General features: G+C 43.0%; 12 protein-coding genes. All 12 read left to right on the forward strand.

All coding sequences use genetic code 11. The features are described from left to right. The first annotated feature begins 193 nt into the window (after positions 1-193). The 12 genes from Q5873_RS06150 to cydD all read left to right on the forward strand — a co-directional run bounded on the left by Q5873_RS06150 (position 194) and on the right by cydD (position 13378). Entirely contained in the window at positions 194-955 is a 762-nt protein-coding gene (locus tag Q5873_RS06150; protein WP_288300540.1) for an EFR1 family ferrodoxin, read from the forward strand. A gap of 325 nt (positions 956-1280) precedes the next feature. Next, complete coding sequence (msrB, locus tag Q5873_RS06155) at positions 1281-1730, forward strand: peptide-methionine (R)-S-oxide reductase MsrB (protein WP_288300542.1); 450 nt, start codon at positions 1281-1283, stop codon at positions 1728-1730. 152 nt (positions 1731-1882) lie between these two features. Continuing rightward, a complete protein-coding gene (locus Q5873_RS06160; RefSeq protein WP_303059881.1) occupies positions 1883-3079 on the forward strand; it encodes an amidohydrolase in 1197 nt (398 codons plus the stop codon). A 40-nt stretch (positions 3080-3119) separates the two neighbouring features. Further along, positions 3120-3593, forward strand: a complete 474-nt coding sequence (locus Q5873_RS06165) for a GNAT family N-acetyltransferase (RefSeq protein ID WP_303059883.1) — start codon at positions 3120-3122, stop codon at positions 3591-3593. A 145-nt stretch (positions 3594-3738) separates the two neighbouring features. Further along, positions 3739-4068, forward strand: coding sequence for a nitrous oxide-stimulated promoter family protein (locus Q5873_RS06170; RefSeq protein ID WP_288759174.1), 330 nt, complete (start codon positions 3739-3741; stop codon positions 4066-4068). A 179-nt stretch (positions 4069-4247) separates the two neighbouring features. Next, on the forward strand, positions 4248-4745 hold the full coding sequence (locus Q5873_RS06175) for a MogA/MoaB family molybdenum cofactor biosynthesis protein (RefSeq protein ID WP_303059886.1): 498 nt from the start codon (positions 4248-4250) through the stop codon (positions 4743-4745). 78 nt (positions 4746-4823) lie between these two features. Continuing rightward, positions 4824-5453, forward strand: coding sequence for a DUF47 domain-containing protein (locus Q5873_RS06180; RefSeq protein WP_028254977.1), 630 nt, complete (start codon positions 4824-4826; stop codon positions 5451-5453). Then, on the forward strand, positions 5446-6447 hold the full coding sequence (locus Q5873_RS06185; protein WP_303059889.1) for an inorganic phosphate transporter: 1002 nt from the start codon (positions 5446-5448) through the stop codon (positions 6445-6447). The genes Q5873_RS06180 and Q5873_RS06185 overlap by 8 nt, the downstream gene beginning before the upstream one ends. Before the next feature lie 262 nt (positions 6448-6709). Beyond that, on the forward strand, positions 6710-7168 hold the full coding sequence (locus Q5873_RS06190) for an RrF2 family transcriptional regulator (RefSeq protein ID WP_205087922.1): 459 nt from the start codon (positions 6710-6712) through the stop codon (positions 7166-7168). Positions 7169-7191: 23 nt separating this feature from the next. Beyond that, a complete protein-coding gene (locus tag Q5873_RS06195; protein WP_288190757.1) occupies positions 7192-8583 on the forward strand; it encodes a cytochrome ubiquinol oxidase subunit I in 1392 nt (463 codons plus the stop codon). Next, complete coding sequence (gene cydB / locus Q5873_RS06200; protein WP_205087920.1) at positions 8574-9593, forward strand: cytochrome d ubiquinol oxidase subunit II; 1020 nt, start codon at positions 8574-8576, stop codon at positions 9591-9593. Before Q5873_RS06195 ends, cydB begins: the two co-directional genes overlap by 10 nt. Before the next feature lie 131 nt (positions 9594-9724). Next, positions 9725-13378 carry a thiol reductant ABC exporter subunit CydD gene (gene cydD, locus Q5873_RS06205; protein ID WP_303059892.1) on the forward strand — a complete coding sequence of 1218 codons (3654 nt, stop codon included), beginning with the start codon at positions 9725-9727 and terminating at the stop codon, positions 13376-13378. The last annotated feature ends 144 nt before the right edge of the window (positions 13379-13522 follow it).

The following is a 13522-nucleotide window of genomic DNA, read 5'->3' on the forward strand; positions in this document are numbered from 1 at the left end:
GGAGACGGCCCGGGAGGATAGGAAGTCGCTGATTGGAAAGAAAGCGTCAACCGAAGGGTTGACGCTTTTGTTATTTATGTATAAAGAAAATTAAATAAGATATATGTAAGTTTAGCATAATACATAGATTAATTTTGTGTATCATGTTACAATACAAATATACCCAAAGTTTTCGATATAGGGGGCGATATATATGAGTATATATAACATCACTTTTAGTCCAACAGGTGGAACAAAACGTGTAGCGGATATATTGGCTAATGAGCTAAGTTCAGAATTTTTTGAAATTGATACGACTGACCGAACTACTGATTTTTCAGTATATAATTTTACTAAAGACGATGTTTGTATAATTTCGATGCCTTCATATAGTGGCCGTGTTCCTAAAGTAGCGGTAGAACGATTACTACAGATGCATGGTAATGGAGCGAGTGCAGTTATTGTTGCTGTTTACGGCAACAGAGATTATGAGGATACCCTTATCGAATTGCGTGATACGGCTATTCAAGCCGGATTTACTGTTGTGGCAGGTGTGGCAGCTATAGCCGAACACTCAATAATTAGAGAGTTTGCAGCAAATCGTCCGGATAAAGAAGACAAAACAGAACTACAGTCGTTTATGAAGACAATTGTAGAGAAAATACGTGCAGGTGTAGTGCAGCAGCCAGCCATTCCTGGAAAGTATCCATATAAGGAAGGTAGTGCACGACCTTTAATTCCCTATGTTACAGAAAATTGCACAAAGTGCGGCATGTGTTCCTTTGCTTGTCCGACGGGTGCTATTACCGTAGAAAATACAGATACGGTAGATAGTAGTAAATGTATTTTCTGTATGAGATGTATTAGCTTGTGTCCGCATGAAGCCAGAAAAATTGACTTTGATGGTTATGAGGCACTGCGAGAACGAATTAGACCCATTTGTGAGGTACGAAAAAATAACGAGTTGTTTATATGAGGGTCAATCATAAATATGTGGTTACCTCAGCAAGAATTAGAAGGGAATAGTAAACGAATAGAAGACTATCAGATTTAATAAGTATATATGCATCGATAAGAGCAGGGGTGAAGTGTCATCCCTGCTTTCTTGTAGAGATAATAAAGGGTGTGTTATAATCCTTTTTATATAGTAGGTATTAATCTATCTGGAATTTATAGAGCTATGTTTATGATTGAATAGAGTTGCTCGTAAGAGAGATAATTAAATACTATATGCCTAAATAATTGAAAGTCTATATTGAGGGTAGCCTTATCATTGTAAGAGAGAAAAAAGGAGAGACAGTATGAACAAGTATAACGTATTATCGAAAGAAGAATTAAAAGAACAGCTTACGCCGTTGGAATATGAGGTAACGCAAAATAAAGGAACAGAATTGCCCTTTAGTAGTCCGTTGGATCATGAATTTAGAGCAGGCATTTATGTGGATCGTACTAGTGGTGAACCGCTTTTTGCTTCAACGCATAAGTTTGATTCAGGTTGTGGTTGGCCGGCTTTTTCACAGCCTATTAGTAAGGAGTTGCTGTCGGAACATGAAGATCGAAGCCTTAATCGTATTAGAACGGAAGTAACAGCGACGTTATCTAAGGCACATTTAGGTCATGTGTTCACAGACGGCCCAAAAGAATTAGGTGGATTACGTTATTGTATCAACGGGGCGGCTTTGCGTTTTATCCCTAAGGAAGAAATGGAGAAGGCCGGATACGGAGAATATTTACCAATCGTCGAGGGGTAATGATAGTGAAGTAGTGATTGCGTCATAATTATCACTGAATAATAAACGGGGCAATAATAGGTAGACTACAAAATAGTTATAACAAATAGTATTTTGTGTGATATCAACAGGTGTGTATATTTTTTAGCTATATGCGATGATGGGGTGACAAAATGGAAATAAGAGATATTAAGGATTCGTATCAAGGTTATGTGCAGCGATTACGACGGGAGCTTCATGAACAACCGGAGTTGAGCTATCAAGAATTTGAAACGACAAAACGGATTGCTCGTGAATTAGATGATATGGGAATTCCCTATGAAATTACAGATAGGAATATAGGTATTGTAGCGTGGATTGATGGTGACATGCCGGGGAAAACGGTAGCGCTACGGGCAGATATTGATGGCTTACCGGTACAGGAAACAAATACGTTTGATTTTGCATCAAAACAGGATGGAGTAATGCACGCATGTGGTCATGACGGACATACGGCAATTGTATTAGGAGCAGCACGAATGCTGTTAGAGGTAAAAAATAGAATTCAAGGTCGCGTGTATTTGATATTCCAACCGGCGGAGGAAGTAGGCACCGGAGCAGAGTTTATGCGTACATACGGGGATTGGTATGAAAAAACGGATTGTATTTTCGGTGGTCATGTTTGGGTTGATTTGCCGGCAGGAAAGGTGAATATTGAAGCCGGTCCACGCATGGCAGCAACCGATAAATGGACAGTAAAAATTACCGGGAAAAATGCACATGGCTCACGGCCGCATGAAGGTATTGATTCTGTTTTGGTAGCTTCCGCTATCGTTATGAATTTGCAGAGTATTGTATCTCGGAACTATAGTGCTTTGGACAGTGTAGTGCTCAGTGTTACTCGCATCACTTCCGGGAACACGTGGAATGTCGTACCGGGAGAAGCAGAATTAGAAGGGACATCCAGATACTTTCGCCGTGAAGTTCGTCCCGATATTATGGAGAAGTTTGAGCGCATTGTAAAAAATACGGCTGCTGCGTATGGAGCTACGGCTACCCTCGAATACCAGCATGTGGCTTGGCCTCTTATTAACGAAGAAGAACCTAGTCAGGTCGGTGTAGAAGCTGTGGCGGCCGTATTGGGAGAAGAGGCCTTGGCACCGATGGAGAAAATTATGGCCGGAGAAGATTTTGCAACATATCAATTAGATAAGCCTAGTAGCTTTGCATTTGTAGGTATTGCCAATCCGGAGGTTGGGGCTGTATATGCACATCACAATAATAACTTTAATATGGATGATTCTGTTTTATCCGATGCTTCGGCAGTATATGCCGAATTTGCATTGCGCTGGTTAGATAAGCATGCCAATGAAGATCCGTCGGCACAATAAAAAAGCGAGAGAATTTTTTTATTTAGGGGGCAATAGTAAGATGATTATACGGCCTATAGAAAAAGCGGATAATTCCGTAATGCATCAAATTATTCAGCAAGTGTTGAAAAGCTATGGCTTAGATATACCCGGCACGGCCTATTTTGATCCTCAACTGGGAGCGCTGTATGAATTTTATGAACAAGAAGAGAAAGGGCAGTATTGGGTAGTAGAAGAAGACGGTCATGTTGTTGGCGGTGTTGGTGTTGCCCCTTTTGTGGGAAATCCGTCAGTTGGTGAATTACAAAAATTATACATCATGCCGGAGGCGCAAGGAAAAGGATATAGTCATGCGCTGATGAAAGCAGCAATAGCATTTGCGCGTCGGCATTTTCCGGCACTTTACCTAGAAACAACAGATATTCTCGATAGAGCCAATCAGTTATATTCAAAATATGGCTTTACTCTGCTGGAATCGCCTATTGAAGGTTCAGAGCATGGTGCTATGAATCGTTGGTTCTTACTAAAATTTTAGATTCCTGTGTTATGTAGCCATGGATACCGTATTATTTATAGTAGTTTGCTATGATTATTGTGTGATAGAAAATAAGATTACTAATTATACACTGTCAGGACAATATTCATAATTCATGCTAGATACTACGGAGGATAGTGCTGCGGTGACAACAGAGGAAAAACGCCAGCTTGAGTTGGTAACAATGAAGAAAATTATTCATATTTATTGTCGGAAGAAGCATTCACATTGTGATGGAACATTATGTGACGCTTGTAATGATGTGTGGCAGTATGCGCAGCAACGCATCAATGCGTGTCCGCATATGGCACATAAAACATTTTGCAGTACCTGCAAAACACATTGTTATGAGACAACGTACCGTGAACGCATTCGTGAAATTATGCGTTACGGCGGGCCTCGTTTATTGTTTGACTCTCCGATGATGGTATTACGTCATATGTTTATTGAATGGAAGGAGAAGCACGCTCAGTAAGAGTGGCTTCTCCTTTTCATATATGCATACTGTAATGTATAAATAGGCATAGTATGTAGCGTGATATATGTCGCAAAGCGGTTGGACGTATAGTGAAAGTGCTATATAATAAACTTATATGAATGCGTTATATTCACTGAAATATAATTACAGCGGATTGGATAGGAGCTGATGAGAGTATGTCAATGAATGAGGTACAGGACAGACCTCTGATTTTTGGAGTCATTACTGTTTCGGATACTCGTACGCCGGAAACAGATAAAGGCGGCGATACGGTGACTCGTTTGTTGGATGAAGCCGGTCATATGATTAAGGTGCGCACTATAGTAAAGGACGATTTCGATCAAATCACCGATGTTATGCGTCGATGGTTGGCTGTTGAACATTTAGATGCAATCATAACGACTGGTGGTACGGGAATTGCAAAGCGAGATGTTACTATCGAAGCCACGACAAGTCTATTGTATAAGGAGATTCCCGGGTTTGGAGAATTATTCCGTTATTTGAGTTTTACCGAAGATATTGGAACAAAAGCAATGGCATCCAGGGCTATTGCCGGTGTGGCTGATGATGTCTTGTTATTTTCATTACCCGGATCGGTAGGTGCCGTTACGTTGGGAATGACAAAATTAATCTTGCCGGAAGTGCGTCACTTAGTCTATGAAATACACAAATAGGTATGATATAATTATTTTACATGTTACTGATTCGTTCTTTTGAATGATAACACACATATTGATGTATTGGAGGAAGTTATGGCTTTCAATTTAAAAGGCAAAGAAGAGAAGTTTTTTAGTATTTTGAACAGTCACGCTCATTTATGCCATGAAGCGGGACAAGTAATGGAAAAAGCTTTTAAGGGAGAGATTGAAAAGCAAGAGGCGCTGGCGGAAATCGATCAAAAAGAACAGCGCGCGGACGAGTTAGTAAATCAGACGGTAGAGCGTCTTCGTAAGACATTTATTACACCGATGGATCGCGAAGATATCCAGCTGTTAATCGATCAATTAGATACTACGATTGATAGCATGAAGGATATCATGGACAAAATGTGTATGTACCAAGTTGGCGAGCCTACACCGGGTGCCATCCGCTTATCGGAAATCGTGGCGAAATGTTTGAAGCATATTACAAAATCCATTTCGTATATGGGGAGCCTTAAGAAAAATTATATTAAGGTGGAAGGTCGTGCTTTGGAAGTGCTGCGTCTGGAAGAAGAAGCCGATGGCGTGTACCACGAAGAAATGGCTAAGCTTTTCAGTGAATGTAAAGATCCTATCGAAATTATCAAATGGAAGGAAATCCTCAACTCCATCGAAGAAGTTATCGACGGTTGCGAAGATTTGGTTGGTACATTCCGCCGGGTAGTATTGAAGTATGCTTGATCATTGGATGATATGGCTGGTAGTATTATTGGCGCTGGCCTTTGATTATATCAATGGGTTCCATGACACGGCCAATGCTATAGCGACATCTGTATCCACAAGGGCTATCGATCCTAAAAAGGCCGTTATGATGACGGCGGTGTTAAACTTTTTAGGCGCTATGGTGAGTACCGGGGTGGCCAAGACTATCGGCGGTGATTTGGTGTTATCTGCCGATTTGATTAATGCGGAAGTTATCAGCGCGGCCCTTTTTGGGGCTATCATATGGAACTTGGTTACCTGGTGGTTTGGTATTCCCAGTTCTTCTTCCCACGCATTGATTGGTGGTGTCATCGGAGCCGTTATTGTTTCGGTAGGTCACACGGCTTTAAATTACGGCGGTATCGGAAAAATTTTCTTATCCTTGGTACTGTCACCGATTATTGCCATGGTATTCGGCTATATTGTTATGCATGTGCTATTGATGATTTTCGGCCGATTTTCTCCGATTGCGTTAAATGATCGTTTTCGTACCATGCAGCTGTTGTCGGCGACGTTGATGGCGTTCTCTCACGGTTCCAACGATGCGCAAAAGGCAATGGGGATTATTACACTGACATTGCTCAGCGGTGGTTATATTGATACCTTGGATGTACCGACGTGGGTAAAGCTGGGATGTGCGACGGCGATGGCATTGGGGACAGCGGCCGGTGGCTGGCGTATTATCTCCACAATGGGGACTAAGATTTTTAAATTGGAAACCATAAATGGTTTTGCGGCGGACTTAAATTCGGCTATTACTATTTTTACGGCTACCTTTTTGCACTTACCGGTATCGACTACGCATGTGGTTAGCGGCTCTATTATGGGGGTAGGTTCGGCGAAACGAGTCAAAGCCGTTAACTGGGGCGTTGCTCGCTCCATGGTGTTAGCATGGTTTGTTACCATTCCTTTAAGTGCATTAGCTTCGGGCATTATCTACTTGATAATGGATGGTGTAGCAACAATTTTATAAAAGTGAGAATCGATACCAATTTATAGCAGGTATCGGTTCTTTTTTATTATGATTGAAAGTGCATAAGAGTTTGCTAATTGAGAAATAAACTATTGCAATTCATCTCTTTATACTCTATAATGAAGGTGAAATGAAGGAATGCTCGTATTTCTGAGCATTTTTTTATGCTAATAATGTATACTAATGTTGTAGTGTACGAGGGATGCGCCATGGGCATCGAAATTATGGGATACCCATGAATTTAGATTACAGGAGGAAACATATGAAACTGAACCAGGCAACCGACTACGCATTTAGAATGGTATTGCACATGTCTTTACTGCCTTATGGTACAAAAATCACAGGGGGAGAATTGGCAAAGGCTCAGAATATTCCGGACCGCTTTTTGCTTAAAATCATGCGCAATTTGATTGCCGGAAAGATTATGCAGTCCTTCCGTGGGGTCGACGGTGGTTTTGCATTGGCGAAGAAGCCAAAGGATATCACTTTATTATCTGTCATCGAAGCTGTAGAAGGGAAAACATATCTGCAGCGCTGCTTATATGATAGCGAAAGCTGCTCGCGCGGCTGTCATGGTCGTTGTTCCGTACAGGAAGCTTTTGGATCCATACAATACAACTTGGTAAAAGAGTTAGATGCTGTGGATTTTGAAACCTTGGCGAAGCGTGAACGAGAAATACATGTTCGTAATACCAGTCCATCCAAGGCCGCTCAGGCGTAGTTTAAAAGTGAGGAGGAATACACATGATGGATGCAGTACTGCTAGCTCGATGGCAATTTGCGTTAACATCGATCTACCATTGGCTGTTTGTACCATTGACACTGGGTATGACAGTCGTCGTTGCGATTATGGAAATTACCTATGTAACGACAAAGAATGAAGTGTACAAAAAGATGGCAAAGTTCTGGGGCAAACTGTTCTTGATTAACTTTGCGATGGGGGTTGTAACCGGTATCGTACAGGAATTCCATTTCGGTATGAACTGGGCAGAATATTCCCGCTTCATGGGGGATATTTTTGGGGCACCGCTAGCATTGGAAGCTTTGACGGCGTTCTTCTTGGAATCAACCTTCATGGGAGCTTGGATTTTCGGTTGGGACAAATTGTCCGCAAAGGCACATGCTATCGTAGCTGTGTTGGTCGCTATCGGTACTAATTTATCTGCATTTTGGATTTTGGTGGCCAGCAGCTTTATGCAGCATCCGGTGGGCTACGTGCTCCGTAACGGCCGTGCGGAAATGAATAGCTTTGCTGATATTCTTTCCAACGGATATGTTCCGGGACAGTACTCTCATATTTTCTTTGACGGCATTATGACAGCCGGTGTTATTATTGCATCTATCAGTGCATGGCACTTGCTCCGCAAAAATGCTACCGATTTCTACAATCGCTCCATCCGCTGGGGCCTTGTGGTAACCTTGGTAGGCGGTATCTTGGCTATGGGCGCCGGTCATATGCAAGGGCAGTACGTAGCTAAAGTTCAGCCGATGAAGATGGCTGCTATGGAAGCCCTTTGGGAAACTGCTGAACCGGCACCGTTTACGGTGTTTGCAGGTATTGACGAAAAAGCACAGAAGAACAGCGGTGCGCTTGAAATCCCCGGTGGCTTGAGCCTTATGATTCATAATAGCTTTACACAGGGGAAGGTAGAAGGTATTAAAGATCTTCAGAAAGCAGCGGAAGCTCAGTATGGCCCTGGCGATTATACTCCGCATGTAACGTCTGTGTTCTGGTCTTTCCGCGCTATGATTGCAGCAGGTAGCTTGATGTTCTTAGTAGCAATCATTGCTCTCTTCATGCATCAGAAAGGTAAATTGGAAAATTCCCGCGCTATGCTTAAGTGGGTGTTCTGGATGCTTCCGTTACCGTATATTGCTAACTCTACCGGTTGGTATGTGGCCGAAGCAGGTCGTCAGCCGTGGTTGGTATACGGTTTACAGAAAACATTTGATGGTGCATCTCGCACTGTTACGGCTCCGGAAATTTGGACGACAATTCTCGGCTTTACGGCCGTGTACATCTTGGCAGCCATTGCTGCTCTTTACTTAGCTGTAAAACACATTAAGAAAGGGCCGGAAGGCAATGATGCCCATGATGTGGTAGAAGTGAAAGAGGAGGCTACATTATGGAAATAATTATGCAACATTTAGATGTGGTATGGTTCATCCTCGTATGTGTACTCTTCTGTGGGTTCTTCATGTTGGAAGGCTTCGATTACGGTGTAGGTATCTTGTTGCCAATCCTTGGTAAAAGTGATACGGAACGCCGTCAGATGATTAATACGGTTGGCCCGGTTTGGGATGGAAACCAGGTTTGGATGATTACAGCCGGCGGTGCTACGTTTGCATCGTTCCCGCAAGTATATGCTACTTTGTTCAGCGGCTTTTACTTGGCATTGTTCTTGATGTTGGCAGCTTTGATTGCGCGCGGTGTTGCTTTTGAATTCCGCAGCAAAGATAAAGCACCGGCATGGCGTAAGACCTTTGACTATTGTATTTTCTTTGGTTCCTTGATACCGGCACTCTTATGGGGTGTTACGGTGGGAAACTTGATTCAAGGTACGCCGATTGATGCGCATATGAATTTCGTAGGCGGTTTCTTTGATTTGTTGAGCCCGTATACAATTCTTTGCGGTATTGCTTTCATCTTGGTATTTGTATATCATGGTGCATTGTATACATCTATTAAAACGGTAGGTGCTATTTCTGAAAGAGCCCGTGCCACGGCTTTGGTGGAAGGTGTTATTACTGCTGTAGGCGCACTTGTATTGGTAGGTGCTACTTACTATTACACTGATTTGTTTAACAGCACGTTAGCAGCAGTAGCGTTTGGCTTGGCCATCGTTTGCTTCTTGATTTCTTGGGCCTTTGCTCGTACTCGTTCTACCGGTAAAGGTTTCTTCTTTAGCTGCTTGACTGTTATCTTGGTAACCGTAGCTTACTTTGCAGGCTTGTTCCCGCGCATTATGGTATCCAGCTTGGATCCGGCGTGGAGCTTGACGATTACTAATGCAGCTTCGTCGCAGTACACTCTTACGTTGATGACAATTGTTGCTCTTATCTTCGTGCCAATCGTTTTGATTTATCAGGCATGGACATACTGGACATTCCGTCATCGTGTCAGCGAAAAAGATTTACATTACTAATCATTGCACTAGCAGTAAAAGGCGTGCCTTAAGGCGCGCCTTTTATTTTATATACGAATGCGTGATAGTGTAGTAAAATTAAAACATATGGTATAAGAGATATACGTTTACAGTGCTAAAGGAGGTATATTGTGTTTAACTCACTGGCACGCAAAGAATTACTATTGTATCGGACAAAATTGATTTTACTTGTTTTGTTCGCGGTACTTCAGGCAGGATCCATTATCGGTCAGGCCTGGTTCTTTGCGCGACTTATTGATGAAACTTTTTTGGCAGGTAAAGGTATTACTGAGGTTACGGGAATTATTACTTTGCTATTGGTATCCATCGGTGTACGAATGATAGCAATGTATTGCCAAGAAAAAACAGCAGGCTCGTTAGCCGCTGCTTCAAAAAAGCATTTGCGTGATATGATTTTGGATAAGCTGTTTGCTCTGGGAGCGGGGCTTCGAGAGCGTCACGGAGATGTGGTTCATTTACTGACGGACGGATTGGAAAATGTAGAGTCCTATATAGCTCGCTATGTTCCACAGATGATGTATGCTATTTTGGTTCCGTTGATGATGGCATTTGCTATTATTGATTCAGAACCATGGGTTTCTATTATTTTATTGATTACCTTTCCTTTGATTCCTTTTTTTATGATTTTAATTGGGAAAAAAGCAGAGCAAATGAATGCTCGGCAATGGGAACGCATGAGTTTCTTAAGCGGTCATTTTTTGGATGTACTGCAAGGTTTGGTGACGTTGAAATTATTTGGCCGTGCAGTGGAGCAACGGGAGGTTATCGCAAAGCTATCGGCGGAGTTTAGGGACTCTACACTGCGTGTATTGCGCGTAGCTTTTTTATCCGCATTGGTGCTGGAACTAATCGGTACAATCAGTACGGCATTGGTAGCTGTCTATATGGGGGTTGCCTTACTGTACGGCGAAGTTGAATTTCTACCGGCATTCTTTGTGTTGCTACTGGCACCGGAATTTTATGCGCCGCTTCGTCAATTGGGGGCCGCCTTTCATACAGGAATGGCCGGTCATGTCAGCCTTGAACGTATAGAAGAATTTATGGCGTTAACGTCGGATGAACCTGCCAATGGCAGCATTGTCTTGTCACAGCCGATACGACGGATTGCGTTGGAAAATGTAGGGTATCGTTACGAGCAGCGTCAGGAAAATGCGCTATGTGGTATATCTGCCGAATTACTGCCCGATAAGGTAACCATGCTGGTCGGTCAGAGCGGTGCAGGGAAAAGTACGATTGCCCAGTTAGTCATGCGTATGCTTACACCGAAAGAAGGGTGCATCATTATTAATGATACGGATTTAATGGATATAGAAAGAAATCATTGGCGTGAATCCATTGTCTATGTACCGCAAAAGCCCCATCTGTTTAAAGGAACAGTTCGTGAAAATATTTGTTTTGGTAGAGAAACGAATGAGGAAGCAATGCGAGCAGCGGCACGGGCAGCCGAAGCGGATGAATTTATTGAGGCACTGCCGAATGGGTATGATACCGTGTTAGCCGAAGGTGGTCTTGGACTATCCGGAGGACAACGACAACGCATTGCCCTGGCAAGGGCTTTTCTAAAATCGGCACCGGTTCTTATTCTTGATGAGATTACAGCTCATCTTGATGTAGGAACGGAACAAAGTTTGGCACGGGCACTGCGACGATTGATGAAAGGGAAGATTGTTTTACTGATTGGACATCGGTTGGAAACTATGCGCTGGGCCGATACGCTATTGGTTATGCGCCATGGCCGTATTGAGGAGCAAGGTAGCTTCAATGAATTGCTGGCAAACAAAGGATATTTCTATGAATTGGTCAAGGCCGGCATCGGAGAGACTGCTATGCGTGATTTGCTAAGACGACCCGAAGCTAATACAACGCATGCGTTGCATATAGCCGATGGATTGCATAGCGAAGAGGCGGGCTACGTAAAAAACAAAAAATCATGTGAAGGCATAGTCCCCTCTGCGTGTGTACATAAGGAGCAAGTCGAATCGGAACCGACACAGCCGGAGGTGTTAACGACATCTTCTGCTTTATCGGTATCAGCAGCATTACGATTATTATTTACTGTGTTGGGACCGGCAAAGCATTCATTATGGTTGAGCATGGCACTGTGGTTCTTGACTGTTTTTATGAACGTTGGTTTGCTGACAACCTCATCATGGTTGATTACAACCGCGGCATTGCATCCGGAACTGGCGGCGTTGAGTATAGCTATTGTAGGCGTTCGTTTCTTTGGTATCAGCCGTGCGGTTTGTCGCTATTTGGAACGTTATGTTTCTCATCATATGGCATTTCAAGGACTGTACGGACTGCGCGTGTGGTTGTATGAACGCATTGAACCGTTAGCCCCGGCTATATTTAGTCGATGGGGGAGCGGTGATTTACTGGGACGCATCATGGCGGATATTGAAACACTGCAGTTCTTTTATTTACGGGTTCTTATTCCTCCGGTGGGTGCGTTGCTGCTGACGATTATCGGTGTTATTTTCTTGCAACAATTTAGCTATAAGGCAGTTATGATTTTAGTGGTAGCCTTTGTTCTTACGGCTATTATCTTACCGCTTTTCGTTTATCGCCATAATCGTAGAGCCGTTGATGCGGCGCTGACCAAGCGCGGTGAAGCGAAAGAAACTGTAGTTGACGTATTGAGTGGCATGATGGATATTTTGTTATACCGTCAGGAAACGCAATTTAGTCAACGTATAAAAAAAGATTTTGCAGCGTTGCAGTCTGAACAGGAAATCATTCATCGCGGGAACAATGTCGGTGATAGTGTATTTACCGGTATTGCACAGCTAACTATGGTGGCTGGTGCGCTAGCCATGATTCCTTTATATGGTGCATCGCCGGTGACGGGAATTTATATTGCTGTTGTAGCCATCGCATTACAGTCGTATTTTGAAGCAACCTCGCCTATGATGGCAGCGTTTCATCACGGCAAGGAAAGCTATGCGGCAGTAAGACGACTGCAGGCATTAGCCATGGAGCCAACCATGGTAGTTGCTGCTCCGACGGAAAGTGACGACAAGCGTACGAAAGACGATGAAACAGATTCCATACTAGTTGATCGTGTATCTTTTGCTTATGATGCAAAGTCAATCTACCAATCGCTTTCGTTACGAGTGAGGAAAGGTGAACATGTAGCTATTGTTGGACCGAGTGGCTCAGGTAAGACGACTCTGTTTTCTCTATTGGAACGATTTTATGAATACAGCGGTCGCATTTTAATACATGGACAAGATATACGGTGCATGAAGCCGGACGATGCGCGACGTGAAATAAGCGCGCTTACTCAAGATACATATCTGTTTCATGCTACCTTGGAAGATAATATACGATTAGCGAAGCCTAGTGCCGATGAGGCGGAGATAGCAGCAGCTATAGATAAAGCAGAACTGACCGACTGGGTTGCTTCGTTGCCTAACGGTTTAAAAACTATGATTGGCAGTGGAGGTGCCAATGTAAGCGGTGGCGAACGACAACGTATTGCCTTAGCGCGTTTATATTTGCGCAATACTTCTATTTGGTTGTTGGATGAACCGCTTGAAGGGTTAGATCAATTAGTTCGCAATCGATTACAACAGTCATTGCAAGAAGGGATGCAAGGTAAGACCGTATTGTATATTACTCATGATTTAAACGGACTTGAAATCATGGACCGTATTATATTTATGGAAGACGGTCGTATTACAGAAGAAGGAACCTATGCCGATCTTATGAAACAACGCGGTGCATTCTATCGATATCGACGGCTATCCATGGAACAGGTATAATCGGAAATCACTAGTAGGGTATTCCATACAACTGAAAGCTCACTACAGTAAGACAAGAATAGAACCGAGGTTCTTCGTTAGAGGAACCTCGGTTTTAAAGTTGGATAAATTGTGATATAATTGTTCTGTTAATCAGGTAATTTC

It is taken from the genome of Veillonella magna (genome assembly GCF_959600285.1).
GTDB classification, from domain to species: Bacteria; Bacillota; Negativicutes; order Veillonellales; family Veillonellaceae; genus Veillonella_A; species Veillonella_A magna.